Origin of the sequence: Subtercola boreus (assembly GCF_003399635.1) — a bacterium.
GTDB lineage: Bacteria > Actinomycetota > Actinomycetes > Actinomycetales > Microbacteriaceae > Subtercola > Subtercola boreus_B.
Window position 1 is genome coordinate 1 of sequence record NZ_NBXB01000017.1, and the last position, 23,870, is coordinate 23,870.

General features: G+C 61.1%; 29 protein-coding genes. 5 read left to right on the forward strand and 24 right to left on the reverse strand.

The features are described from left to right. Positions 1-811: 811 nt before the first annotated feature. Positions 812-1,297 carry a hypothetical protein gene (locus tag B7R22_RS18745; protein ID WP_147305304.1) on the reverse strand — a complete coding sequence of 162 codons (486 nt, stop codon included), beginning with the start codon at positions 1,295-1,297 and terminating at the stop codon, positions 812-814. Positions 1,298-2,041: 744 nt separating this feature from the next. Here B7R22_RS18745 and B7R22_RS19115 point away from each other — a divergent pair. From B7R22_RS19115 to B7R22_RS05310, 4 genes are all read left to right on the forward strand, one after another. After that, positions 2,042-2,656 carry a NucA/NucB deoxyribonuclease domain-containing protein gene (locus B7R22_RS19115; RefSeq protein ID WP_172582219.1) on the forward strand — a complete coding sequence of 205 codons (615 nt, stop codon included), beginning with the start codon at positions 2,042-2,044 and terminating at the stop codon, positions 2,654-2,656. 4 nt (positions 2,657-2,660) lie between these two features. Beyond that, complete coding sequence (locus B7R22_RS05300) at positions 2,661-3,524, forward strand: DNA/RNA non-specific endonuclease (protein WP_253258896.1); 864 nt, start codon at positions 2,661-2,663, stop codon at positions 3,522-3,524. A gap of 76 nt (positions 3,525-3,600) precedes the next feature. Beyond that, entirely contained in the window at positions 3,601-4,128 is a 528-nt protein-coding gene (locus B7R22_RS05305) for a hypothetical protein (RefSeq protein ID WP_116410755.1), read from the forward strand. 194 nt (positions 4,129-4,322) lie between these two features. Continuing rightward, entirely contained in the window at positions 4,323-4,943 is a 621-nt protein-coding gene (locus tag B7R22_RS05310) for a hypothetical protein (RefSeq protein ID WP_147305305.1), read from the forward strand. A gap of 162 nt (positions 4,944-5,105) precedes the next feature. On the opposite strand, the gene B7R22_RS05315 is transcribed toward B7R22_RS05310, so the two are convergent. The 12 genes from B7R22_RS05315 to B7R22_RS05370 form a co-directional block, all read right to left on the reverse strand. Then, positions 5,106-5,807, reverse strand: a complete 702-nt coding sequence (locus tag B7R22_RS05315) for a hypothetical protein (protein ID WP_116410757.1) — start codon at positions 5,805-5,807, stop codon at positions 5,106-5,108. A 9-nt stretch (positions 5,808-5,816) separates the two neighbouring features. Then, a complete protein-coding gene (locus tag B7R22_RS05320; RefSeq protein ID WP_116410758.1) occupies positions 5,817-7,244 on the reverse strand; it encodes a hypothetical protein in 1,428 nt (475 codons plus the stop codon). 2 nt (positions 7,245-7,246) lie between these two features. After that, entirely contained in the window at positions 7,247-7,735 is a 489-nt protein-coding gene (locus tag B7R22_RS05325) for a hypothetical protein (protein WP_116410759.1), read from the reverse strand. A 68-nt stretch (positions 7,736-7,803) separates the two neighbouring features. After that, on the reverse strand, positions 7,804-8,040 hold the full coding sequence (locus B7R22_RS05330; protein ID WP_116410760.1) for a hypothetical protein: 237 nt from the start codon (positions 8,038-8,040) through the stop codon (positions 7,804-7,806). Positions 8,041-8,064: 24 nt separating this feature from the next. Beyond that, positions 8,065-8,409, reverse strand: coding sequence for a hypothetical protein (locus B7R22_RS05335; protein ID WP_116410761.1), 345 nt, complete (start codon positions 8,407-8,409; stop codon positions 8,065-8,067). An 8-nt stretch (positions 8,410-8,417) separates the two neighbouring features. Then, positions 8,418-8,717, reverse strand: coding sequence for a hypothetical protein (locus tag B7R22_RS05340; protein WP_116410762.1), 300 nt, complete (start codon positions 8,715-8,717; stop codon positions 8,418-8,420). A gap of 3 nt (positions 8,718-8,720) precedes the next feature. Then, positions 8,721-9,134, reverse strand: coding sequence for a hypothetical protein (locus B7R22_RS05345; RefSeq protein WP_116410763.1), 414 nt, complete (start codon positions 9,132-9,134; stop codon positions 8,721-8,723). A 30-nt stretch (positions 9,135-9,164) separates the two neighbouring features. Continuing rightward, positions 9,165-10,001, reverse strand: coding sequence for a hypothetical protein (locus tag B7R22_RS05350; protein WP_116410764.1), 837 nt, complete (start codon positions 9,999-10,001; stop codon positions 9,165-9,167). 11 nt (positions 10,002-10,012) lie between these two features. After that, complete coding sequence (locus B7R22_RS05355; RefSeq protein ID WP_116410765.1) at positions 10,013-10,840, reverse strand: hypothetical protein; 828 nt, start codon at positions 10,838-10,840, stop codon at positions 10,013-10,015. Continuing rightward, on the reverse strand, positions 10,837-11,940 hold the full coding sequence (locus B7R22_RS05360; RefSeq protein WP_116410766.1) for a hypothetical protein: 1,104 nt from the start codon (positions 11,938-11,940) through the stop codon (positions 10,837-10,839). Before B7R22_RS05360 ends, B7R22_RS05355 begins: the two co-directional genes overlap by 4 nt. A gap of 8 nt (positions 11,941-11,948) precedes the next feature. After that, positions 11,949-12,704, reverse strand: a complete 756-nt coding sequence (locus tag B7R22_RS05365) for a hypothetical protein (RefSeq protein WP_116410767.1) — start codon at positions 12,702-12,704, stop codon at positions 11,949-11,951. Then, positions 12,701-15,661, reverse strand: a complete 2,961-nt coding sequence (locus tag B7R22_RS05370; protein ID WP_367379177.1) for a phage tail tape measure protein — start codon at positions 15,659-15,661, stop codon at positions 12,701-12,703. Before B7R22_RS05370 ends, B7R22_RS05365 begins: the two co-directional genes overlap by 4 nt. Positions 15,662-15,765: 104 nt before the next feature. On the opposite strand from B7R22_RS05370, the gene B7R22_RS05375 reads away from it, so the two are divergent. Further along, positions 15,766-16,020 carry a hypothetical protein gene (locus tag B7R22_RS05375; RefSeq protein ID WP_116410769.1) on the forward strand — a complete coding sequence of 85 codons (255 nt, stop codon included), beginning with the start codon at positions 15,766-15,768 and terminating at the stop codon, positions 16,018-16,020. On the opposite strand, the gene B7R22_RS05380 is transcribed toward B7R22_RS05375, so the two are convergent. The 11 genes from B7R22_RS05380 to B7R22_RS05425 all read right to left on the reverse strand — a co-directional run bounded on the left by B7R22_RS05380 (position 16,017) and on the right by B7R22_RS05425 (position 23,864). Next, entirely contained in the window at positions 16,017-16,274 is a 258-nt protein-coding gene (locus tag B7R22_RS05380) for a hypothetical protein (protein WP_116410770.1), read from the reverse strand. The two genes, B7R22_RS05375 and B7R22_RS05380, sit on opposite strands and share 4 nt — an antisense overlap. Then, positions 16,271-16,804: a hypothetical protein gene (locus B7R22_RS05385; RefSeq protein WP_116410771.1), complete on the reverse strand. Its 534-nt coding sequence runs from the start codon at positions 16,802-16,804 to the stop codon at positions 16,271-16,273. Before B7R22_RS05385 ends, B7R22_RS05380 begins: the two co-directional genes overlap by 4 nt. Positions 16,805-16,896: 92 nt before the next feature. Further along, positions 16,897-17,400 (reverse strand): hypothetical protein, encoded by a 504-nt coding sequence (locus tag B7R22_RS05390; RefSeq protein WP_116410772.1) that lies wholly within the window; start codon positions 17,398-17,400, stop codon positions 16,897-16,899. A 243-nt stretch (positions 17,401-17,643) separates the two neighbouring features. Beyond that, on the reverse strand, positions 17,644-18,060 hold the full coding sequence (locus B7R22_RS18750) for a hypothetical protein (RefSeq protein WP_147305306.1): 417 nt from the start codon (positions 18,058-18,060) through the stop codon (positions 17,644-17,646). Then, the gene (locus B7R22_RS05395; protein WP_116410773.1) at positions 18,057-18,467 is read right to left on the reverse strand and encodes a hypothetical protein; all 411 of its coding nucleotides are present in this window, start codon (positions 18,465-18,467) and stop codon (positions 18,057-18,059) included. The genes B7R22_RS18750 and B7R22_RS05395 overlap by 4 nt, the downstream gene beginning before the upstream one ends. Continuing rightward, entirely contained in the window at positions 18,467-18,868 is a 402-nt protein-coding gene (locus B7R22_RS05400; RefSeq protein WP_147305307.1) for a DUF6093 family protein, read from the reverse strand. Before B7R22_RS05400 ends, B7R22_RS05395 begins: the two co-directional genes overlap by 1 nt. Then, a complete protein-coding gene (locus tag B7R22_RS05405; RefSeq protein WP_116410775.1) occupies positions 18,865-19,428 on the reverse strand; it encodes a hypothetical protein in 564 nt (187 codons plus the stop codon). The genes B7R22_RS05400 and B7R22_RS05405 overlap by 4 nt, the downstream gene beginning before the upstream one ends. Before the next feature lie 136 nt (positions 19,429-19,564). After that, on the reverse strand, positions 19,565-20,488 hold the full coding sequence (locus tag B7R22_RS05410) for a phage major capsid protein (protein ID WP_116282414.1): 924 nt from the start codon (positions 20,486-20,488) through the stop codon (positions 19,565-19,567). Positions 20,489-20,503: 15 nt separating this feature from the next. After that, positions 20,504-21,046, reverse strand: a complete 543-nt coding sequence (locus tag B7R22_RS05415; protein ID WP_116282415.1) for a hypothetical protein — start codon at positions 21,044-21,046, stop codon at positions 20,504-20,506. A 117-nt stretch (positions 21,047-21,163) separates the two neighbouring features. Next, entirely contained in the window at positions 21,164-22,411 is a 1,248-nt protein-coding gene (locus tag B7R22_RS05420) for a hypothetical protein (RefSeq protein ID WP_147305308.1), read from the reverse strand. Continuing rightward, entirely contained in the window at positions 22,389-23,864 is a 1,476-nt protein-coding gene (locus B7R22_RS05425) for a phage portal protein (RefSeq protein WP_147305309.1), read from the reverse strand. Before B7R22_RS05425 ends, B7R22_RS05420 begins: the two co-directional genes overlap by 23 nt. Positions 23,865-23,870: the final 6 nt, after the last annotated feature.

The following is a 23,870-nucleotide window of genomic DNA, read 5'->3' on the forward strand; positions in this document are numbered from 1 at the left end:
AGACCATGAACGACCCAACCACCGCGATCGAGGAGGTGACAACACTGCCCGAACTCATCGCCGCCTAAGCTTCAACCACTGACCTCAACCGGCAAAGCGAAAGCACACCACTCGAGGGGACGTCACCTCGGCGTAATTCAGTGAAACTCGAGGCACCGCAACCGTGCGGTCTAACTCATCTCGAACGATGCGCCGTAGTGTGCTCTGACCGATAGAGAAGAGGTCAGTGGCGGCGACGTCAATTGGATCTAACTCATAATCCGGTGGAATCCGATCCGGGTCGGGAGTAGGCCATTCCCGGGGTACTTCTGGATGTTTCTCGAGGTAGGCCTCCGCGTCTTGCCATTTACAGGGCAATTTGTTGCGACGCGTACTAATCAGTCCCCGGGGAAGGTCCTGGACCAATCGAATAGTGATGCTGGAGTCATAGCCTGCCGGCTGATTGATAATTTGAGCAGCTACCAGGGGCAGGCTCGGCTTCTCCCGGAATGCCCAAACATCGCCCTTACGGACCGCTAGCTCTCCTCCGATCGGCATGGAACCCTCTTCTCTTTGGATCGACTTCAGTCTGGGCGCCTAATGCGTACAAAGCCAGACGCAGATCCGCACGGTCCGCTCGATAGTAGTCATAAGGCGAGGAGTTGCCCTGCCGCTGATCATAGAAATCAGAGCGTTCCCCTCCGCATGCAAAGCTCTCGACTTGCGACTGCATGACAGTCGTTACCGTGCGGTAGATCTCATATTCGAATCAGGTATGCCTAGGGGCGTAATCAAGCAGGTCGTCGGGCATTCAGGCCGTAAACTCTTTCTCTCAGACCAACCCGAGAGAGGACCGCCATGACCGAGCGGCCCCGCTCGTCTGGCGAATAGTTGCATCGGGCTCGAAAGCCGCAGGCCGAAGACTCAGTTCGTATCGTTCATTGCTTCCGGGATTGTCCAAGGAATCGCCCATTCCGCTTGCCGACCATCTCGCTCTGTAGGAGGGCTCTGGCAATTCGAATCTCGTCACTACTTCACCTGACCAGTCCAACAGTGCTACATCGAACGAGTTCGGCGCTAGCGGAGCCTCGACAATTTCTTCCCATCCCGTTTCGTCGGAATGTCCGAGCCTGACAGTTAGAGGAATCTCTCCAGTCTGAGTCCCGGTAAGCATGAAAAGGCGACCACTATGCATGCCGCCGAGCAGGCCGTTTGATTGTCCTTTGAACGAATCCGTCAGGTCGAGGTAGTCGTCGTCACCGCTGACCAGCTGCAGGTAGCCATATGAAATGAAGACGTTCTCTGAAAACAGAATCACGAGTTGTTCTTTCTTAGGGGTCCATTTTTCTGGACAACCCTACGCCAGCGCCCTAGAGTCCGACTAGTGACCGGGGGATCGGGGTCACACTAAGTAGGGGGAAGCATGACTGTCTTCACGAAGCGGCGGCTGGGAATCATGTCAGCAATCGTCTTGGCAACTTGTCTTGTCGCACCCCAGAGCGCGATAGCCGTCGAAAAATCCGGTGGATCGATGGCTATGACGGACGGAACTTCTTTGCTTGAGCAGTCGAATGCGGAGGCTGAAGATCTGGAGTCAGTGCTGGTGGCACCCGATAACCCAGCAACTGACCCTGCCGGGCCTGTGTGCACGGGGTCGGACGCGGGCGGAGCAAGCTTCTGCGTGTCCACTTCGAAAATTTCTGGGTCCGAGTCGACATCTCCGACGGCTCGATCTATACAACCGCTACCGACGTTTTGTCGCGCCGATACCAGTGGGCTCTATGTTGCCAAGAGAACCCAAGCCTGCATTGTGAAGCTGTACACAATCGAAAAACGTGTCACTACAAATGGGGCAACGAGGGTCGTCGGGACCGCGACGCAAACGGTTTACCACTTCGAGTACACCAACTACACCATTGCAACGGTGGGGTCCCAGATAGGGTTTTCAGTACCTACGATCAAAGGCGATGTGAGTGGGGCTACCTTCACCGCGGAGAGTAGATGTCGGTACAGTTGCATCCAAACCACACCAGGGGCAATCACCTCAACCTCGCTTACGGGTATGACAACCTGGAAAGAGGCGGAAGCATTCTCGGAACCGAACACCAAGGCTGTTGGCTCGAATGTGAATGTCGAGCCAAGTTGGCAATTTGAATATCTCTTTCCGGAGTCTTACGCGGGGTTCGGGACTGACGGAATGTATGCCAGGTGCGACAACCAAGCTGGTGGGAAGTACCCCAAACCCGGATGTGTGTTCCCCTCAGCGCCCGGACGACTGACCTATTCCACCGCGGCCAATCCCGAACTCGCGCGGCACATCTCCCGAGCGTTAGCGTCCGGCCTGCCTGGCGCCGACCCTATGAAACCGTTGACTCGGATTACCGACCAGGCTTGGATTGACTCGAACCGTAATACTGTCTGTGGAAAACCCGTCGTTGTTGAGGGTAAGTCCTGTGACGAGTACCCGTTTGCCAGCACCGAACAAGGTGGTGGAACGCCACTCCGAACATTTTCGGGCTGCGCATTCACCGATCCGGCTCAGACGGGTGAGATCGGAGCCAGTCACTGCATGATCAACGCCCTCCAGAATTCATCAGGCGGCGGTATTCTCGGGAACACCTACAGGCAGCAGCGGATTTTGAACTTCGACGTATTTGTCGTTGCGATCGTTCCGTAAACCCGTGACTGACTTAGTCCTTGGATACAGCTCTGAATTCTTGCCCATTCGCGTGATCCTGCCCGACTTTGAGGACGGTCGTTTGGTTCGCTCCCTTCAGTACATCCACTTCACAGTCCTGCAAGATCCGCAGCGTCGACTCCCAGCGGTGACGGGCGTAAATATCGACGGAGCTATGCTCCGCGACATCGAACGCGGGGAGCATTGGCATCTCGACACCCGAATATCAGCGTCAGAGCAGGCAGGCCCCGAGATTTACGCGAACAACGATCTCGATCGCGGCCATCAGGTTCGACGTCGAGACCCCGTGTGGGGCGATCTGGCGACCGCTACAGCCGCGAACCAGGCAACGTTCGTCTACACGAATTGCGCACCTCAGGCGGGCGAATTCAACCAATCCGCGGAACTGTGGGGCGGGCTCGAGAACCATGTGCTCGACTACGCGCAGGTCTACAAGCAGAAGATCAGCGTCTTTACCGGACCGGTACTTGCCGACGATGACCCGCCGTACCGCGGCATTCAGATCCCGCGCCTGTTCTGGAAGATCGCGGCTTGGGCTGAGGAGCACGAGGACGGATCATTTCATCTCGCCGCCGCTGGGTTCGTTCTTGACCAAACGCCCGAGCTCGACGACATCGACCTCCGAAAGGCGCAAGCAGACTTAGCCGGTAACTCGCCGCCGCTCGGGCCGTTCAAGACTTACCAGGTCAGCATCCGCGATATCGAAGCACTCACGAACCTTGGTCTCGCCGACCTGATGGTGGCGGACCAGTTCGGGTTCGTGCTTTCGACTCGTGACGCGGCGCCGCGGGACACCTGGCAGGAGCTGCGATCCCTTGACGACATCAGGCTGAACAAACCAGCCTGACTCAGGCCGGCCCGATCAGGCCGCGGGTCGGCTCCGCTGGCGCCGCTACAGACGCACCATCTCTTACAGCGACGGCGTGCGCCCGGCAGATCGCATAGTCTACGAGCAGCCCGTCGTGGTTCACGGTCAGGCGCTCGACTGGGTCGCCCGTGCACCCCTCGACGACGCATTCCATGGTGCGACGGTAGCCGCTGTCAGTGCGCTCGTCTATGGTGAAAGCTCGTCGGCCGGGACGCTCGAGAGAGGAACCCGTGTGGCCGACTGGCACCCTGCCATGCTCGCCGTGCCCGACCAGTGGGTGCTGAAGCACCCCGCATCACCGAACCCGTGGGCCGTCATCCGGCTGCTGCGGTTCCGTGGTCCGAAGAACGAGGTCGAGGACTGGTATCGGGTCGTGACATGGCAGGAGACCTCGAAGGGTCGCGAGCTGATCTGCTGGTGCCGGACCCTCGCTGCGGCGTGTGAGGCGGCATGGGACTTCAACCGGGCTGCGTCATCGTGGCAGCACGCGCAGGCCGGCAGCAGGGCGCACGAACGTCTGGGAGGGGCGCCGCAGAGGCCGCCGGCGCACGATCTGCTGGTCGCGTACCGTGCGTCGTTATGATCAGTCCCATGGCAACGCGAGTATGCGTATTTTGCGGCTCGACACCGTTGACACGCGAACATATCTGGCCGCAGTGGATGCGGAAACTTGACGGTGTCTCTCCAGCCGCCCTACGAAAGACTCCGCATCCCCACATGATCAGTCGAATGAGACTCGAGCGAGGGGTTCCGATTTTCTTCAACCAGCCTCGCGGGATGTCATCGGGGCAGATGCAACTCGTCGCGAAGGCAGTCTGCGCGAACTGCAACAACGGCTGGATGAGCCGGCTTGAAGACTCCTTTCAGCCCGTGTTCTCGCGACTGAACAGTTGGGAACGGTTCACGCTCACCGACTCGGAATCGGACATAGCGGCCCTCTGGGCCGTGAAGACGGCCGCCATGTTCCAACAAAATGATCCGGAGACCAGAACCTTTAGTCTGGAGGACCTGCGCGGCCTTCGCGAAACAGGAAAACCACCGCCAAAAACTTCAGTCTGGATGTTCGCCATGGACTCGGCTGAAGACGAATTCCGGCTGACCCAGCAAGGGGCGCACTTAGGTAGCCCCGAAGACAAGATCGATGCTGCATTCCCTGCGAGCCTAGGTCAGACATTCCTCGGCGCGCAGCGAGTCGCGTTTGTCGTCGTGCACGGCCCACATCCTCTCATCGACGAGGAACAGCTCCCGGTGCCTGGTTGGAGAACAGCGCGTTTACTCTGGCCGCGGTTGAAGCCCGCGAAATGGCCAACACTCCCCGCTCAGCATGCGGAAGTGAACGTCCTAAAACTCCTGCCGGCGGCTGCCTTTGTCCCGGGAGCGTTGTTTCTGGACGAATAACAAGAAGCCCCCCATCCTCTCCGAAGAGAAGGTGGGGGGCTTCTGTCAATTGGATGGGTGGGATTCGAACCTCACGAGGCACACGCGAGCGCCCGCCTGATCCCAGCGCGATCGTCTGGGGGCTTCCCGATACAGCCACTCCGGGCCACCATCCTGAGACGGCTACACGGGTGCTGGGCCGAGGGACTTCTCGATGTAGATGTCGGTGAAGCCGAAGTTCGCCGCGGTGCCCGACTCGACACCGACGAAGCCGCCCGTCGGGTGGTAGTCGGTTGAGACGTCGAGGTACGTCTCGAGGAGGATGTTGTTGCGGAGCATCATGATCTTGTTGCCGTAGGCGCGGATGGCGATCTTGTCGCCAACCCCGACGATCCACGTGGCGGCCGCGCCGATGAGGGTCGACGCGTTCGTGCGGCGGTACATCTCGATGTAGACGACGCCTGCGAGGTTCACCAGCTTCATTCGGTACGAGTTCCGCGCCCCGGCCGCTCCGGCAGCCAGGTTCAACCGGATGTCGTAGTAGATCGCGTTCCCGTTCGCCGCCGGCAGGATGGTGACCAGCTCGCCGAACTCCTGATCGGCTGCGCTGACGGTGGTCGTCATCTGTCCTGACGTGGTGACGCTGCCTCGCACGATCGAGCCGTTGACGATCGCGAAGGCGTTCGCGACGTTCGACGTCCAGACGTGCACGGTGCCGTCGTCACCGTAGAGCGCGTCGAGTACTCGCCCGTTGATGTCGGCGGCGTTCCCGCCGGTGGCACGGTCGGAGGTGATCTGCTCGGCGAGCCACGGGACGTCGGCGTAGGTGTTGCCCGCATCCGGTGTTCCCGCGATGTTGATCACGGTGCCATTGTTGGTTGCCATGGGTGCCTCCTAAGCGGCGAGGGTGAAGGTGGATGCGTATCGGGAGTACTGCCGCAGCCACGACGCGATGAACGCGGCCATGAGCTGGTGCCCGAGCGGGTTGAGGTGCACGGAACCGGCGAACCGGAGCGACTGCGGAACGGTGCCCGCAGCGACGTCGGTGTTGTCCTGGCTGGTCGGCGTGAAGCCGGCCTGATACAGCGCCGCGTCGGCAAGGGCCTGCGGTGACGCGAGGTACCGGCGAACGGGGATGAACCGGACACCCTGCGTGGACACGAACCACGCCTCGAGCGCGCGGATGTAGTCGCCGTTCACGGTCCCGGCGGCCTCGGAGGCGCCCCGGTCGAGGACTCCCCAGTTCCACCACTCGTCCCGGAACGTCGAGATCTGCGCCCGGTACCATGTCTGAACATCGAGGACGGTGCGGGTGCCGCCATTGCCAGTGAGCAGCGGTTCGTCGTTGATGCCCATGCCGAACAGTGCGGGGTTGTCGCGCCACTGGCGGCCGGTGTACGAGTCGATGTAGACGCTTCCGACGGCGACCGCCCCGCCTGCGCTGGTGCGGGTGAAGGTGCGCACGTTCGCGTCGGTGCGATAGAGGGTGCCGCGGATGCGCTGCCCGGCCGGTGTGACGACCTCGATCTCGTACGAGGCGATGTTCGTGCCACGGAGGGTGTCGGCGGTCAGCCCGGTGAGCATGACGGAGCCGCCCTGCGCGGGAATGGTCCCGCCCGTGACGGTTGCGTTGACCCGGAGTGCGCCGGCGCGGGCGGTGATCTCGTCTGCACGTGCTCCGGGCTGGCCGTACTTGCCCATCGTGATGCCGAGCAGCGTGCCAAGCAGTGTTGTCCAGCACTGGTTCGTCGGGTCGGTGAGGTCGGCGCCGAAGGTGGTCGAGTCGCCGAAGGCGTTCCACGACTTCACTGCGCCTTTGCCTGCGAGGAACGTGCCGTCTCCGGAGAAGAGGTTTCCAGCCCAGTCGAAGTAGGCGACGATCTTCCCGCCGATGATGATCGGCAGGGCGTACGGCCAACGCCTCGACATCTGCCGCTTCTGGATCGCGCCCTGCGTGAACAGGCCAGAGTCGCCGGCGGCCGCGATCGCAGCGGCGGACTCGCGGGGCGGGTTGCCCTTCAAGTCCGTCTGCAGCCACGTCAGTTTGCCGCCGAACGTAAACACGAGGCCTCGGCCCCACCTGCGCGTAAGCGAGCGGGCACCCTTCACGATGCCTGCGTTTCCGAGCTGAGCCGCAACGGCCGTGACAGCGGCACCCGTCACGATTCCGCTCGTCGCGGGGTCAGCGAGAGCAGACGAGACGAGCGGGTCAACGATGCCCTTCGCTGCGTTGCGGGTGAGGCTGTCTTCTGTTTCCAGAAGGTCAGCGGTAACCGCGTCGTTCGCGTACTGAATGCGCCCCTTGGGGATAAGTCCGACCATGCTTACGCCGCCTCGAAGTAGTTGATTTCGCCCTCAGGGGCGGCCGTCCAATACACATCAGTGCCAGGCGACAAATTGCCGACGTCGACGAGAAGATCCGCATACGTGGGTGCGGCTGAGAAGTAGAGAGCGTCTGAGTTGGTTGGGGCGTCGAGGATGTCTTCGAGCGTCCCCCCGCCCACAGGGACGCGCATCTGCCATTGCACGAAGTCCATGCCGATACTGTTGTTTGCGGAGTCCAGCCACTCGATGCGCGGGTAGTACCGCAGCGACCCGTCAGGCACCCCGTAGAGGGTGTCGGATGCTTCCAGGTTGACGGTGAAGGCGCCCGTTGAGGCGTTCGAGATAGTCGCCTGAACGCGTTGCGTGACAAACAGGTGATCGCCTTGCACCGCATTCCCGGTGGGCACGAAGAACAGCCTCAACCCGGGAAGTGTCGTCGCGGTTCGGGCGTAGGTTGTGATGAACCCGGTGATCGTTTCGAGCGCCATGCGACCCCAATCTGGGCATGAAAAAAGCCGCCCAGATCAGGACGGCTACGAGAGGTGAGAGGTGGTGGTCAGTCGCCGAGAGGTGCAGCGGTTCGGCTTCGCGGGTTCGCACGAGCCTGATCGGCCCATGTCGCCTTGACCCACTCGGGTGGGTGTTCCACCCAGTCCGCGACTGCGCCGATCAGGCGGTCGCCACCAGCCGTGTACGCATCGGAGGGCGGGGTGCAGTTGTTGCGGATGGATGCCACGATCGACTCCACCGTGCTCTGAACGACGAGGTTGATTTCTTCTTGTGTCTGAGACATGTGATGCTCCTGTCTGGCTAAGGGTCAGTCGCCGAGCTGCTGGTTGATCGCGTGACGCGCTGACTCTGCGACGCTCTCAGCGCTCACACCTGCGGGCGGGTAGATCGTCTGATTCAGGGTCGTCGTGTTCGTGGGCGTGACGTTCGCGGTGTTCGCGAGGGCGAGACCGCCGATCGGCACACCGAGATACGCGAGAACCGAGAGTGTGACGGTGAGCCAAGTGGGCTGCCCGCCAAGGTCAGGGTTCGCGAACGCGACCTGCACGCCGCCGACGAGGACAAGGGCGAAGACATACGTCGAGTAGATTCCCTTCCTGATCGCAGCGGAGGTGATGATCGTTCCGAGGTTGCCGGGGTTTGGGGTGCTCATGGTGTCTCCTAGATAGTTTCGGTGGGCCAGGGTGCGGGTGCGATCCCGGCTTCGTTCAGTTGGCGTCGGAGCACTGATGCGTACTCTTCGGTCTTGCGGCGTTTCTTCGCTTCAGCATCGCGTTCGGCGTTCGCTTGGTCGCGTTCCTCGATCGCTGCGACCCTCTGCGCCTCGAGGCTGGTATTCCTGACCCGTTCGCGACCCGCGGAACCCGAAAGCTGTTTGAAGACGCCTTGGATGAGAGCGAGGAGAAGGGCACTGCCGCCACCTGCGCCGAGAATCGTGACCAGCAGTTGACCGGTGTCCATGTGCTACCTCCGTGGCGCGAGTTGGTAGCGGCGAATCTCCATCCAACGGATGACCAAAAAACCGATGAGCATCAATGCCACAGGGAAACCGATAGCGGACGTACCCAGAACAACGATGATGACCATGTACATGAGCAGGCCGGTTACTGCGGCGATGATGCCGCCACGTTCCAACCACCACACCCCAGGTAGCACAGCGACCGAACCAAGTAGCCCGCCGACCGCGAGGAACGTGCCGAACACGATCACCAGTCCGGGGCCGAGTACCTTCATGATTCCGTTCGACGGGGACTGAATGACCAGCAACCCTGCCGCAAGGAACGTGATGTAGATCGCGAACATGATGAGCCGGATGACTCGCGGTTCTGCGATGAGTTCAAAAACGAAACGGAAGCCCTGTTGCAGAGTCTTCGTCACGGTGCCCCCTTCCGAGGAGAGAGGGGTGGGTTACGGCTCCTGGTAGAACGAGTTGAACGTCGCCCAGCCGTTCTCGTCGAGGAAGACCACCTTGTCGAAGGTCGGAAGCACGGGCGCTTCGCCACCGTTCGCGTTGATGGTGTCGCAGATGGTCTTGAAGGTGCCGTACTCGTCAGCGCTGCGGAAGATCCTGCGGCCCCGCTTGCCAAGACGTGCGGGCTCTGCGATGCCGTCCTCGACGAAATCGGCGCCGAAGATCGCAATCCCACCGTCAGCGGTGCGGCCTGCGATGGTTGCGGAGGGCTTCAGCTTCTGCACGGTGTCTGCTGCGGCCGCGGTGACTGCGGTCTTGATGTCGGCTACGTCCTGAGCGCTCATGTCGTCTTCTCCTTGTGTGTGTCGAGCATTGAACTGGGCGACCGTCAGGCTGAGCGGATCGCCGATGAAGTTGAAGTGCCAGGGCTCGCGCGAGGGTTCGCCGACAAGCTCCCACGACCAGCCGTGGTTGTGTCCGGTCTCGACGAGGATGTCGTGCAGCTCCATCCGGGCCGAGTAGACGGACGACAGGACGTCGCCGGCGGTCCACTCGCCGTGCGTTGAGGTTTTCGGCTTCGCGGCCGGGAAGAATCCGGGCCTACGATTCACCCATCCGTCGTAGAGGTAGTCCTGGGTCGCGATGTCCCGGCCGGTCTCGGAGAACCGGATGTGGATGCCGGTGCGTCCGAAGAATTCGGCGTCCCATGCGAGGAACGCCGCGGCCGCTGCAGGGTTGAGGCGCAGCTCCTTCTGTCCGAACGTTCCGATGACGACCGTGAGCGAGTTGGGTACCTCGCCGTTCTCGCACTTTGCCCAGTTGACCCATGCCATGTGCTTCTCCGTTACTTGTAGACGCGGCCGTCAGAGCCGAGATAGAGCGGCGTGATCGTGACCCCGCCAGGTGCGGTCGTGATGCCCGGGAGATTCAGGGCATTGCTGACGAGCAGGCCACCGTTCAGGACCGCGCGCCCATTGCCCAACGAGAACGTCACCGTGACATCAGGTGCAACAAAGCCGAGATTCGGGCCGGACGCGAAAACGGAGCCGCCGGGATTGAAGTTGATACTGCCGCCGCCGAGGGCAAGAGGTTCGATCTGCACCCCCGCTCCGACGCGGAGAATGCCGGGGGCAACAATGTTGATGTCACCCTTTTGTGTCGTGGTGCCGTTGTTCTCGATGTTCCCGGTGTGCTTCTCATTGCCGGTGTGCTCTTCTTCGCCGGTCTGTTTGAACTTGCCGGTGCCCTCGTAGTCGCCCTGCTGGGTCGTCTTACCGATGTTGGTGACATCGCCGTTGTTCGTCGTCGCACCATTGTTGATCGCGGTGCCATTGTGAGTCTCGTTACCGGTGTAGGTCTGGATGCCCGAGTGCGACTCGTTGCCGACGTGCGTCTCCTGCCCGGTGAACCCGGAGGGTCCGGAGACAGTGAGCGACCCGGTGACGTTGATCGTCGTCGTCAGGTTCACGGTGCCGTCAGCGTTCAGCGTGCCCTGCACATTCAAGGTGCCGAAGACATCCTCGGAACCGTTCACGATCAGCGACGACTCACCATTGAAACGGGTCTGACCACCTGACACGGAACTGTTACGGAGCGGAGTTGCGACACCCTGTTCCTGAGGGGCAGACACGATCTTGTCGAGCTCGCCCTGATCGGTGCGTTCGATTCTCATTCGGACCCAATCGGTTGCAGAACAGGAGTTACCCAGCGCGTCTCATCGCCGGACCAACCGATGACCCGGAGTGTGTGCCAGCCGGTCTCGATGATCGGGCTGCCCTCGAACCACAGCTTGTGTAGCGTCCCGAGAGGCTGGTATTGGATCGAGTCAAGTTGCAGCCGGTACGACCACTGCTCGACGGGAGAGGAATAGGTTTTCAGGTCAGCGTCAGCGTGCGACTGCAGAACCGTCTCGTCGCCGATCTTCTTGTACTGGACGAACTTCTCGAGCGCCGGCGCGAAGGATTCGTTCTTCGCCGTCTTCACTTTCATGTCAGCTTCAGTGCCCTCGCCGACCGCGTAAATGTAGGTCGCCTGGTTCTTCCCGTCGACCGTCCGCTTCACGTCAACGAGACCGTGATTCGAGGTCGCAAGGTTGAACTCAAGCAGAGCGCCCGTCAGTTGCGGGTTAGATGCTGTGCCTGCACGCATCCGGTACTCGAGCTTGTGCGTCGGTCCCCACTGAGGCAGGAAGTCGATGTCAGGTCCGCGGTCGCGGTTCTGCGCCTCAGTCATTGCCGAACCCACAACCGTGGACTGGTAGTCGAAGTACGTCTCGCTCTCCGTACCGCCACCGGTCGTCGTCCCCTTGGCGATAGGGATGATCGGCAGTCGGAAGCTCGGATTAGCGAGGGCAGGCGCTTCCGTCCCCGCCCACAAAACCCACGCCGCCAAACGGTCGGCCGTGATGTTGACGAGCTCGAGCTTGTTGTCAGGCGTGCCGCCCGAGTATCCATTCGTGCCGAACGTTGAACGCCGATCCAGAAGAACCCGGATGTCCTGATGCTTCAGGCTGATCGTGTTCGACCCGATGTCGTCATCCCGCGAAATACACAACCCCGCATAGATGACCACACCTTCCTCGCACACAACGAACGTGCGAGACCACGGCGTAAGCAGGTCGTTCCAGTTCAGGTTTGGGCCGACAGCGGAAATACGGAAGTCCGCGTTCCCACCGCCGGCACCGTTCAGAACCCGGTTCCACGAGTACTTGAACGGGGTAACCTGCGCCAGAACCGTGCCAGTGACCGTCTCAGCGATGTAGCAGGTCTGCACGATGCCCCCTAGATGTATGTGTCGGCTACCGTCACCGTCATGACCCCTGTGCCGCCCGAAGGCGCGAGAGTCTGCGAAACCGTCTGCCCCGGTGGGACAGCCCAGATACCCGCCTGCTCAACAACCCCGTAGACCGGGAAGCCGTCAACAATCAGCAGCCCCGAGTCCATGAAGATCTGGTGCGGATGACCGGCCGTGACCGCCTTGTTGACCTGGTACGTCTTCCCGCCGGATGACACGGAGTACGACGGCATCGAACCGGTGATCGTCAGGACCGGGTACGCGGCATAGTTCCCGTACTGCCACGCCGACACAACCAGCGGGGTAGCAGGGTCGGCCGTGAACGTGTACGACTGGCCATACTTCCGCGGGTCAGCCGCCCAAAATTGGATTTGATAGGAAGCCCGGTAGCCCCACAACTCGACTTGAAATTGTGTTTTGGTGGCCAACCGCACAGAAGCGCTTGTAGTCAGTCCCGCATAATCGACAACAAGCCGCGCTGCGCCCCCGTCCGCTAGGGCGCCGCTCAGTTTTCGCTGGTAGTAAGCCAGCTTCTCTGCGGAATCGGCGTGGCAGTCGCCAGAGATTGAAATGACCCGGGATGAGAAGTACCCGACTGCATCGAACGAGCCCGCCGCGAGAGGTTTTTCGGCCTCGTCGCGGCGAACATCGGGTGTCGAATCCCAGCCAGTCATCTCAGTGACGTAGAAGCCGTCAGAACCGGAACCGCCATCGAACAACAGATCGTTGATACGTGCGATCACTTCGCCATCGCCAATCGCCAGTTGAGGTCGTTCGCTGCCGTTTGTCCGATAACGCGTTCATCGGTTCCGGCAGCCGGGTAGACATTTACGGTCGCGTGCTTAGAGGAGGTAGCGACACTTCCCGAGCGACCTGCTGTATCTGCGTACTCACGAGCGCCGCCGAGCCGGTTCAACGCATCCAAAGCGATCGCCCGGTTGCGCGTCTCCTGCCCGGGCTTACCCGAGATGAAGCCCTCCCACGGCACGTTCTTCTCCGCGAACTTGTAGATCGCCTGCGGTCGTCCGGCATAGATCCCTGTCGGGAGCCCGCCATTCTCGAATGCCTGCGCTCGACCAGCAGCAAACAAGTTCCCGTTCTCGTTGACGGTCTGACCGCCAGAACCGCCCGGGCCCTGAGCGATACGGAAGTTGTAATCGCCCGTCGCCGCTCGGATCTGAGACTGCAATGCAGAGATCTTCTCCGAAGCCGTCGCCGTGTTCACGTCCAGTGTCGGCACGTAGCCGGCGACCTTCAGCTTGTACTCGGTCATGATCTGCTCGACCGTCGCAGTACCAGCCTGAAGCTTGCCCGCAATCTCATCCGCGACGCCCTGCCCGAGCTGGGCGGCAGCGGCCGCGATGATCGGCCCGGAGCCGCTCAGCGTGTCAGCGAAATGTCCGGTCGCCTCGGAGGCCTTTTCGGTGAGTAGGCCGTCGAGCTTTGCCAGTTCGTCACCGGAAGCAGTGACAAGCTGCGCGACCAGGGGTGCCCCTCCAGGACCCATCTTCGCGAGCTCATCCAAGGTGCCTTGCGACACCTTCCCGGAGAGCTTCAGCATGTTCGATTCCCAGTTGGTCTGAGCGTCGACCTGCGACTGGAGATCAGCGAGATAGTCGGACACGGAGACGGAGATCCCGTCGTAGTAGTCCTTCCATGAGTCGGTAGAAGAGTCCGTTGCGTCAGCCGTCGACTGCGCGACCTCCTGGTTCTTCGCGATCACAGCGTCATAAGCCGTCTGAAGCCCGACGAAGGACGAATCGGCTTCCGAAACCATCTTCAGCCAGTCGTCGGTTGCCTGCTTGGCCGCTTCCGTCGCTTTCGCCTGCTCCTCCGTCGCAACCGTGGTGGCCGCGACCGAATCCCGGAACGCCTGCTGAGCGACGGACCCCTTGCCCATAGCAAGGTTGAGAACGTTCTGATCCGAAGCAGCCTGACCATTCGCGGTCAGGATGTCGATCAGCGCGGCCTTGTACTCCGGCATGACCTGAAGCAGCTTCTTGGTCGCTTCCTCGCCGCCACCCATCGCTGACACGAACTGCTGGAACTGGTCGTTCGCGCCCTTGAAATCCGTCTTGGCGGTCGTCGCGAGAGTTTGGCCGAGCTGCTTGAACTGGGCCTCGTTCTTCGTGATCCCGTTGGCCAGATCTTTGATGGCAGGTGCGACGAGGCCAACTGTGTTCGCGAGGCCATTCCAAGCCGTCTTGTTGATCTGGTAGATGAACCCGTCGAGGCCGGAGGAAGTCAGCTTGCTAGCCGCGTCCGCCATCCCGTTAGTCGCGTTCGTCGTCCCCTGCATGCCCGTGAATAGGCCGTCGAGGTCTGTCGAGGATGTGCCGAGCTGCTTCACGGCATTGTCGAGCTTCGCGAGGTCGACGCTGGTCAGTTCGGCAACGTCGCCCGCATGGGACATGGCCGTCGCAGCCAGAGCAAGCGCCGCGAGAACGAGGCCTCCCTTACCGAACGATTTGGCGAGACCGAGACCGGTGAGGTTCATCTCCTGCATCGCAAGCCGAGTCGCCGCGATCTTCGGGACGACGGTCAGAAGACCACCGCCGAACAGACCAACAGCGGCCGTGGTTGCCGTCAGGCCAAGACCAACCGCAAGGATCGGACCGGGCAAGCCGCCAATAGTATCCGTGGCGCTCGTGAGCGACTGGACGAGGAACCGCAGCACTTCGTTCGCCGACGAACCGGTCTGAATCAGGCCAGAGTCCACCGAGCCGGACAGGTACTCAAGGTCACCGGAGAGGTTGTCTAGCTTCAGGCGTGCAGTCTCAGCCGCAAACCCAGCGTCGTTCACTTTGTCATTCCACGACTGGATACCATCAGCACCCTGCGCATACAGAACAGACGCCGAGCGGACAGCATCCGAGCCGAAGATCGTAGCGAGGGCAGAGTTCCGCTGCTCATCCGTCAGCCCACCGAGCTTCGTCTTGAGCTGTTCAGCGATGCCCGAGAACTCGAGCATCTTGCCCGAAGAGTCGTAAACGTTGATGCCGTACTCCTGCATCACGCTGGCAGCCTTGGTAGAGGGGTTCTCTAGCGCGAGCAGCATCGTCTTGAGTGACGTGCCCGCGTCGGAACCAATCAGGCCGGCGGAAGCGAATGCCGCGAGAACGCCAGTGGTCCCCTCGATCGACTGACCTGCCTGAGAAGCGACAAGGCCACCCTGATTGAGTGCCTGTGCGAGGTCATCGACGGAACCCTGCGCCTTGCCGGCACCAGCCGCGAGAAGGTCAGCGATGTGAGGCACCTCAGAGCCCGCAAGCTTGAACTGGGTCATCGCTGTAGCCGCGTACGTCGCAGCGTCCGCAACACCGAGCCCGCCCGCCGAAGCGAGATCCATCGACCCCTTCAGCGCGCCACCGAGGATGTCGGCAGTCGCAACGCCAGCCTTGGCGAGCTCGTTCTCTGCGTCCGCTGCTTCCTTGGCCGAGAACACTGAATCTGCGCCAGCCTTGATCGCTGCCTGCCGCAGCAGGTCCATGTTCGATGCCGACTCGTGCGTTGAGGCCTGCACCTCAGACATGGCCTTGTCGAACTCCATGAACTTCGAGACCGCGAGACCGACCCCAACAGCGGCAAGGGCGCCGACGGCGAGAAAACCTTGTCCGGCCTTCTGCATGTTCTCGCCGTTACGGGCGAGGTTCTGGGCCTCGGTGTTTGTGGTTCGCGTTGCAGCGGCAGCCCGCTCCATGCCCGACACATACTGTGCGACCTGCGCAGTGAGGGCTACGCGTACGGTTCTCTCGGCCAAAATAACCTCCAAGAGACGCAATATGTGGTTGTAGGCTCACGGGCATGACGAGCGACGAGAAAGACGCCTACGCGCCGGCGGAACGCCAACCGAGCACCGGAACGGCGTTCATCGTGTGGGGTGCGATCCTGTTGCTGTTCGCACTACTCCAGGTCGTCACGATTCCGGCGTTTTTGATCGACGACTTCACCAGCGCCGGTCTCGCAGGGAAGCTCTTTGCGGCGGTTGCTGGCGTGGGGTTTGGGGTGCTTCTGCTCGTCAAAGGCATCAATAGGCGCGGTCGCTACCTGAGGCGCTAACGCTCGATCCGCGGCGTGTAGAACCACCCCGACTGATCCTGATGCTCATATGTCTTCGCGTCAGAGTCGCGGCGCTGTTTGACAGCACGCGCCATCAGGTCGACCTCAAGGTCAACAACGATGCTGTCTCGAATAGCCGGGTCAGTCGCTAACGAGTAAGGCACCCCGAACGGGTTCAGATCAGCCTGGCGCTCCACGGAAGCAATCAGATAGCCGACCTGCTCCGCATCCCACTCAGCTTCAGTTGTGGTCACTGATCGGACGAGTCGGCCTTCTTCGTCGTACTCGTGCGACGTCGTGCGGCGCGGTTCCCACCCGTAGAGCCTTCGGAGGCTGACACCGAGTTCTCGAGCGAGGCGAGCTTCACCGTCGAGGCGGCGATCGAAGCTTTTTTTAGGCGCTCCGTGAGCTGCCTGGGGTTCCACTCATTCAGGCCGAAAATCGCGTCGCACACCGCGACAAAGTCGGGGCCAGACAGGGAAGTGAGCATCTTCTGCCACTGCTCAGGCGTCAATACCGTCTCGGTGTCGCCGTCGAGATATACGCCACTGATCGGTGCGGCTTCCTGGCAGACATCATGGACGTCATAACCGACGTAGCGATCTGTCGGGGCCTCAGGGTCGGCGGGGTTCCGGGAGGTGATCCCAGCCCATACCGTGCCGTCAGGGATCTCCGAGAAGCGAAGCGTTACCAGCTCGCCACCGAACACCACCGGAACGTCGATGCGATCGGGTTCGGCTTTCTGCTCCTGCTGTTTGGCATTGAGGTCATCAAACGAGGTCATGCGTTCCTCCCACGGAATAGCCCACGGATAGAGAGATGAAGCCTGCCGGGGCGCTTCCGTGGGCTGGGTACACCCCGGCAGGGGTAGAGGGGTTACGCCGCGACAGCCACGTCCATCAGGACGGTGCCGCTGACATTGCAGACGAGCGTGCGAGTGAGTTCCTGATCCTTCACCGGGGCGTCCGGGATGGACTCCGAAGCGGTGATCGGGATGACGTGGACGATCTGCGCGGCTGCGATCGCAACCGAGTTGTCGACCGCCCAGCGCTCCACGAGGAAACCCGAGACGCCCTTCGTGAGCGCGAGGCGCACCACGTCTCCGGCGGTGTTCGTGTACGCATACGTGATCGTCACGTCATCAACCACGGTGCCGTCGTACTGGATCTCCTGCGCGAGGGTGAAACGGTTGGCCCGCACCTTCGTGATCGCACGAGTGTGCTTGTAACCATCGCCGGTTGCGGAATAGGTGATCTTCTTCACCGTGCCAGCGGTGAGCTCGGCGATGGTCGGCGCGGCCGGGTTCGCGATGGTGGGAACGAAAAGAACGAGAGCCTGGCCGTTACTGACCTTGCCCAGGGGGACTGTCTCAAGAGCCATCAGGCATCTCCTTTTTTGGGTTCGCCCACGGAAGTTTTAGTGGAAGCCTTGGGCTTCGGGGGGAAGTACTCAGCGGCCCGGGACTCGGTGACAGGTTCGTCATCGATTACCTCGTAAAGGTCCGGGTTCGCTTCGACTTCTGACTGCGAAGCGTCGAACTCATGCTTCGGGCCATCGACTGCTCGCACACGAAGAAATGGCATGACGAATAACCCTCCTAAGGGCGTTGGCGGTGAGAGATGGTCAGATCAGGTCGGAAAAGAAACCGCAGCGGATCGTGTTCCAGAAAAGGGGCGGAGTCGAGTCGTCGTCACGCTGCACGTCGATCGGTGACTCGAACCAGAAGGGTCCAGGACTTTCGTCATCGACAGCAGGGATTGCGCCGAGACCGCGCGGGAACAGCACGCCTTTGATCTGTTCAAAAACCCACGACGCTTGGTCAGCCGTAGAGCCGACACAATGAACCGTCCATGATGGGTTCTGCCTGACAGAGCCGCTAGTAAACCGTGGCTGAGTATCAGTGCCCTCGCCGCTATAGAAAACCGCGTACGGGCCAGCCTGAGGCTTACCACCCACCAGCGGGGCGAGACCCGGATAGAAGTTCGTCACCTTCGACGTGGCAACCAGTGCGACAAGTGCTGCGGTGTGCTTCCGGCTCACAGTCCCGCCGCCCTCATCGCATCATCGACGGCCTTCGCGATACCGAACTCGAAGTCCTCTTGGTTCTCATTCAGAGACGCCAGACCGTAACCGCGAGGGGCGACCTTCGGCGAACCGAACTCAGAAATGTTCCCGAGTGGACCCTGACGACGGTCCTTGTCGAAACCGATCTCCGCAGTGATCGGTGCCGTCGAAGAGTTATCAGACAAAACGTCATAGCTCACCGCACTCGGCAAGCCAGGGAGCGAATCGGAGCCCTGCAGTTTCGCTTTCCACGCATCCTTGATGTTCCGCGAAGTGACCGTGACCGCTTTGCGGATGTTGTATCGAGCCTCGCGCGGGGCTTCCTCGATCGACGCGGCTAGAGCGTTGATCTCCGAGAAGTCGAAGGAGATGTTGTCGGGCATCAGGAAACCACCTCCACGGGGAACCTGCGAGCCGTCACATACGAACCCGCGAATGGGCCTGTTATCCGGCACCGTGTACCCACGAGCGCCGGATCGTTACGTGCCGCTGTGATGATCGCGACCATGTTCTTCTTCACGCCCAGTGACGTCATCACCGGAAGTTTCAGGATCGCATTCTGGTCGGTGAGGATCTGACCCGCAGCATCCACATCGGAACCCAGACGGTGAGGCGCCATGTATTCACACGGGCCTGAATACACAGGGGTGAACGTCGAACCGTAGCCGCCTGTTGCATCGTCTAGCACAGTGCCGGGAGTATCGAAGCCGATGTCGCACGTATCCGGCATGAGGGACTGTGCGAGCTTTCGTCCCATGCCGAGTGTGCCGTCAGCGATACTCATCGCGACCCGGTAACCCACACGCCAGTGCCGTACTGGGAGCGGATCAGTTCGATGTTTCGGTCAGACAGTGTGATGCCGGTTGAATCACCAGCATCAGCGAACGATGCTTTGAAGTCATCGAGGGCGACGGATGATAGCCCGCCAACCGTGAGCCCCAGGTTGAGCTCCAGAGAGATGAGTGTCTGGGAGACGAGGACCATCGTCCACCGCTTGAGCCCCTCAGGGGCCTCCGCGTATCCGTAGGTGAACGTGATGTCCACCGGCAGAGGGCTCGCAATCAGAACACGGCCGTCGCGGTACACATAGTCGACATCACTGCCATCACGGCTCACCGAAACGACAGCCTGAACGGGCTGCTGCGGCAGCACGATCCCCTCGGGCTCCGGCCACACCGTGAATGTGACCGTCGCCTGAGGAAAGACCTGCGCGCCGATGATGTCTTCGCGCAGGTAGGTGGACGCATCCTTGAGCAGGGAAGTTACCCATGCCGTCTCGTCGGACGAGAAAGTCCGATTGAGACGGGTACCTAGCTCTACTGCTGTAGCGAATGCGTCCACCATGACTCCTACTTCTTCGAAGCGGTCTGTTTCTTCTGCGGCGGATCGACCGGAACCCATCCAAGGGCCTCGATCGCATGAACCCCGTTATCGGGAATGTCGAGCACTTCCCCCGAAGGGGACTTGTACGCCGTCACGTTTACGCAGACGGGGTGAGGACGGCGAACGGGTACTTGCTGCCCGAACCCTCGGTTGTCACGGGCGTAGCAACTGCGAAGCCGGCACGGAACTTGAATCGCAGGGCCACCATGTCGCGCTCGGCAAGGTTGATGCCGCCGACAGTCGCCTCAGTGAGGATCTTCACCTGAACGTCCTGCCGGATTCCGAGGATAGCCTTGGACGAATCCCCGACAAGGAGCTCGGCGACGGCCGGGTTCCATGAACCGTTCCGCACATAGTCGAGCGGCTGCCCGTAGATGCTGCCCAGCGAGTTGTCCGAACGGATCGAGTCGAGGTAGATCGGCTCGTTCTGCTTGTCACGCAGACCGCGAAGCTTCGACCGCATGAACCGTCCCGTGTACGCGTGGTTCACGTCGAACCCATCATCTTCGACCTTTGCGAAGACCTGATTGATGTCCTCAGCGAAGTCGACGGTCGACGTACCACGAACGACAGTGTTGCCGGCCGCAATCGCGCCGGGCACCAAGGCTGCGTCGGTCCACGTCGCCGGCTTGTTGACGCCGAAGAACACAGCCGCGTCGAGAACTCGACCGAGTTCCTGGGAGACCAGAGGCTGGACCTCGCCCCAGATGTCGAACGTCGAGTCATCGATCACATTCTCGTGAACGGGGATGATGACTGCGATCTCCTCCGCGATCAGGTCCTTATTTGCCCACAGAACCTCGGAGGTCGGCTTCACGCCAGCCGCGAGGGTCGCTGACTCGCCGACGAAACCGGCGGTTGGCAGAGCCGACAGGACGGGCATGCGTGCGGCGCCCGAGACCATGCGGATGGTGCGGAACGAGGAAAGCGCAGCAGAGGTGTACTCCGCCTCCTTGACGATGGTGCCGATGTTCTGGACTGCGAGCAGCGCCAGCGCATCGGAGCGACTGATGTCAGCCATGATGAACTCTTTTCACTAGGATTTTTGGAACGCCGCTCGGATGAGGTCGTTCGGGTCGTACTTGACCGGTGCGGCCTGCTTGCCCTTCGCGCCCTGATCTGCGTCGCCGACGAACTTGCGTTGTGCGGCAGCAGCGAGGTGCGGTTTCTGGGTGAGCAGGTCGATTACGGCCTTGTTCAGCGCTTCGACATCCACTTCGCCGTCATCGCCTACCTCAAATGAGGTGGCGTCGATGAACACGGCAGCATCTGCCGGGTCGGCAAGCTTCCCTGCGGCGACCGCCTTGAGTTCCGCTTTGACAATGCGTGCGTTAGCGGAAGCTGTTGCCTCAGCACGCGCCTCAGCGCGGGCGTTATCGAGGGCTACTTCCTCAGCAGGCTTGTCGCGTGCGGCGAGCTCGCGCCGGAGTTGCGCAATTTCCTTCTCGGCTGTTTTTCGCGCTGCGCGCTCAGAGTCGAGAGCTTTCTTGGCTCCGGCATTCGGGTCAACTTCGGTGGTGGTGTCTTCGGACTGTGCTTCGTTCGACTCCGACGTCACATCGGTTTCGGCTTCTGGCATGAGAAAATCACTTCCTCTGGGGGATGGATGCCGAGTCGCTCGGCCTGATCCCGCAAAGGAGCGGGAAGTTTTGGGCAACAAAAAAGCCCCACCTAAGCAGGGCACTTTTTGTTGAAGTCAGATGCCTAGAAGTTGCGCCAGACGGCGAACCGAACTGGCTGAGGTGGCGAGCTTCGCGACCTCATTTGCATATGCCTGCTCAATATGTGCGAGCTGCATAGGGGTGATCGGCTTCGGCGCCACGTACTTGTCAGCCGACGACAGCCCGACCGTGCGTGGGTAAACACCGGTCCGGGCGACATCGAGCTTGTACTTCGCGTCATACAGTCGACGCTCCGCAGCCGTCATCGTGTAACGGTTCAGTGGGTCGCGGACACCGGTCTCGCGGGCCTGTTTTACGGCGTCCGATGCGGCGCGAGCCTTGCCACCTTTGCCTAGGGCACCGAAGCCCTCGATGCGACCAACGATGTTGCCACCGGCGACCTGCGGACCCGTGATGTACCCCTCATGCTCAAGCATCTTGATCGCATTCGTGCGCGTGCCAGCAGTGCGGAAGATGTCATCCACGGTCATCCGAGAGGGGGTTCCGTAGCGCAGGTGCCCCTTAGATGTCGCAAGTCCACGCTGCTGAATGTTGCCGACCCGGTAAATGTCGGCACCCTCACGGATAGCACGTGCCTCAGACCGCCCGAACGTTTTCTCTTGCGCCTCCGGGGAGAGCGAGTGAAAGTACTTGTACGGGTCGGTCGTCAGGTCGCCGGCCATGTTCTCGTTGGTCGGAATGTGGCGGCAGTCACATCGCGGGTGGCGAAGGAAACCGCTGTTCCAACGGAAGAACTTTCCCGCCAGGATCGCGCACCGTGAGCACGAGGGCGGGTTCAGCATCCGCGTGTACCCCTGCAAGGTGGGCCGTTGGGCTATGTCCGCCGCAACAACACTCCGCCCAGTGTCTGACATGACCGTCAGCAGAGTTCCGGTGAGCCACCGTTCAGCCTGCTGCAAAGCCAGCGGCGCAGACAGGCCAGAGCCCACCGCAGACTTGGCCTTCACCACAGACTCTCCGAGTAACGAACCCATCGACCGACCGTCAGGCGCGGAAGATAGGAAGCCAGCAGGGCTCAGAACCCCGACAGGTGCCGCATCAACGTTCGTTTCTTGCAGAACATCGGCCGTGTACCCGATCGATGAGGCGACTGCAGCAGCACGCCCCGTTTGCACCCAGTTGAGTAGTGGGGTAACGACATCAGCCCATGAAGAATCGAAGTCCGGCCCCATACGGCGCCAGAACTTCTTCGCACCCGCGGCCGTCGCCACAGCGATGCGCTGCTGCGTCTCGTAGTAGCTAGTTGCCGACTGGGGAAGCATTCAGAACGCCTCCCGGCTGGCCCTGAGCGGGGCGTAGAGCGGCTTGCAACTGCGGGTCGGTGTTCTGCTCGTCCACCATCGCCAGTACCCGCTCCACCTCTGTTGGCGACAGGCCGTACAGTTCCATCAGGTACTCGAGCGGGAACCCCATCGTCTTCATCTTCAGCAACGCATCCGCGAGCTGAGCCTCGGAACGAATCTCCGGGTTCATCCAGTCCATGTGCGCAAGCCGGCACATCTTCGCCAACTCCTTGTCGCCCTTCGCTAACGCGACAAGGCGATACATCTCACGCAGCGCCGGATCGGTGAACGTCTGAAACTCAAGAACTTTCTTGTTCAGACCAATCTCAGACGCCTTGAGACCATCCGCGTTGACGTTCGACATGCCCGACTTCGCAACAAGGTACGTCGGCGGGGTGCGGGTCTGGGAGCCGATGTGCGCCACCGCCACATCGATGGTGTCCGTGAACACGTCGAGGCGCGCCGCATCCCACTGGCCAACCTTGGCGTCACCCGTAAGAAACAGGAGCCTCTTTTCCGACAAATCATCGATCTGGACCGGTTTCTCGCCGATCTTCTTCCCAGTACTGTCCAGAACAGGGATCTTCGGCGGCGCCTGGTTCATCACGACACGGGCCGGCATGGAGGCATAGTCGGCCGCGAGGAACAGGTACGCCCACAGCAGGTTGATAGCGTCCTGCATAGGCATCACGCCCTGGATTTCCGACACAGGGTCGCCGAGGAGAGTAGGCCGGTTCTGGATTTCCACGACCGGAACTTCGCCGATCGGGTTAGGCAGAGGCCACACCTCATTCCCGACCGCGCGGGGAGTCCAAGCGCCTCCGCCGAGACCCTTCTGGCGGGCCTGCTCAGCCTGGGAGAAGAACTTGTCGGCAGAAGAGGCACGTGACCGCTCGAACTTCCACACGTAGTCTGCGGTGTACAGGGTGCCGTACTCTTTCGTGTCATCGACCCACGTCTTCAACGCGGCGACACGAAGCCTCGGGTTAGCCCAGTCGTACTCGATCTCCACATTCATGGGATGTTCCCATGTGATGAGAGGCTCGTCCGTCTTCGTGTCGCCCCACACGATCACGTAGGAACGGCCCGTGGTGAGTGTGGTGACGAAACCCTGAGAAGACTGCATGTCCATCTCGTTGATCAGCCACTGCTCGTGCAGGACCATTGCAGCCTCGGGACTGTCAGCGATCTTCACGCCCGTGTGGCGAATACGCTCCGACTCAGCGTTTACCACCGCGCCGCACCAGTTATCCGAGAAGCCCGAGTACCGTTGCGCGTTCTTCCGCTTCCATTCCGCGGTAGCGAAAGTCAGAGGCTGCTTGCCCCCAAAATACTCTTCCTGCTTGCTCATTGCAGCACGACGAAACGAAATACGGCCGTAGCACGCATCAACCAAACGCAGCGCCTCATCGAGAGCAGTATTCTCGCTCAATGCGGC

Excerpts from the sequence above, each read along its gene's own strand:
- B7R22_RS05335 (WP_116410761.1), bottom strand. The coding sequence starts at position 8,409 with ATGAGCACCCCAAACCCCGGCAACCTCGGAACGATCATCACCTCCGCT.
- B7R22_RS05375 (WP_116410769.1), top strand. The coding sequence starts at position 15,766 with ATGACGAGCGACGAGAAAGACGCCTACGCGCCGGCGGAACGCCAACCG.
- B7R22_RS05355 (WP_116410765.1), bottom strand. The coding sequence starts at position 10,840 with ATGAGAATCGAACGCACCGATCAGGGCGAGCTCGACAAGATCGTGTCT.
- B7R22_RS05315 (WP_116410757.1), bottom strand. The coding sequence starts at position 5,807 with ATGGCAACCAACAATGGCACCGTGATCAACATCGCGGGAACACCGGAT.
- B7R22_RS05320 (WP_116410758.1), bottom strand. The coding sequence starts at position 7,244 with ATGGTCGGACTTATCCCCAAGGGGCGCATTCAGTACGCGAACGACGCG.
- B7R22_RS05400 (WP_147305307.1), bottom strand. The coding sequence starts at position 18,868 with ATGAGTATCGCTGACGGCACACTCGGCATGGGACGAAAGCTCGCACAG.
- B7R22_RS05325 (WP_116410759.1), bottom strand. The coding sequence starts at position 7,735 with ATGGCGCTCGAAACGATCACCGGGTTCATCACAACCTACGCCCGAACC.
- B7R22_RS05330 (WP_116410760.1), bottom strand. The coding sequence starts at position 8,040 with ATGTCTCAGACACAAGAAGAAATCAACCTCGTCGTTCAGAGCACGGTG.
- B7R22_RS05420 (WP_147305308.1), bottom strand. The coding sequence starts at position 22,411 with ATGCTTCCCCAGTCGGCAACTAGCTACTACGAGACGCAGCAGCGCATC.
- B7R22_RS05390 (WP_116410772.1), bottom strand. The coding sequence starts at position 17,400 with ATGGCTCTTGAGACAGTCCCCCTGGGCAAGGTCAGTAACGGCCAGGCT.
- B7R22_RS05340 (WP_116410762.1), bottom strand. The coding sequence starts at position 8,717 with ATGGACACCGGTCAACTGCTGGTCACGATTCTCGGCGCAGGTGGCGGC.
- B7R22_RS05370 (WP_367379177.1), bottom strand. The coding sequence starts at position 15,661 with ATGGAGCGGGCTGCCGCTGCAACGCGAACCACAAACACCGAGGCCCAG.
- B7R22_RS19115 (WP_172582219.1), top strand. The coding sequence starts at position 2,042 with ATGACAACCTGGAAAGAGGCGGAAGCATTCTCGGAACCGAACACCAAG.
- B7R22_RS05395 (WP_116410773.1), bottom strand. The coding sequence starts at position 18,467 with ATGCCCGACAACATCTCCTTCGACTTCTCGGAGATCAACGCTCTAGCC.
- B7R22_RS05415 (WP_116282415.1), bottom strand. The coding sequence starts at position 21,046 with ATGCCAGAAGCCGAAACCGATGTGACGTCGGAGTCGAACGAAGCACAG.
- B7R22_RS05350 (WP_116410764.1), bottom strand. The coding sequence starts at position 10,001 with ATGGCATGGGTCAACTGGGCAAAGTGCGAGAACGGCGAGGTACCCAAC.
- B7R22_RS05310 (WP_147305305.1), top strand. The coding sequence starts at position 4,323 with ATGTCATCGGGGCAGATGCAACTCGTCGCGAAGGCAGTCTGCGCGAAC.
- B7R22_RS05405 (WP_116410775.1), bottom strand. The coding sequence starts at position 19,428 with ATGGTGGACGCATTCGCTACAGCAGTAGAGCTAGGTACCCGTCTCAAT.
- B7R22_RS05385 (WP_116410771.1), bottom strand. The coding sequence starts at position 16,804 with ATGACCTCGTTTGATGACCTCAATGCCAAACAGCAGGAGCAGAAAGCC.
- B7R22_RS05410 (WP_116282414.1), bottom strand. The coding sequence starts at position 20,488 with ATGGCTGACATCAGTCGCTCCGATGCGCTGGCGCTGCTCGCAGTCCAG.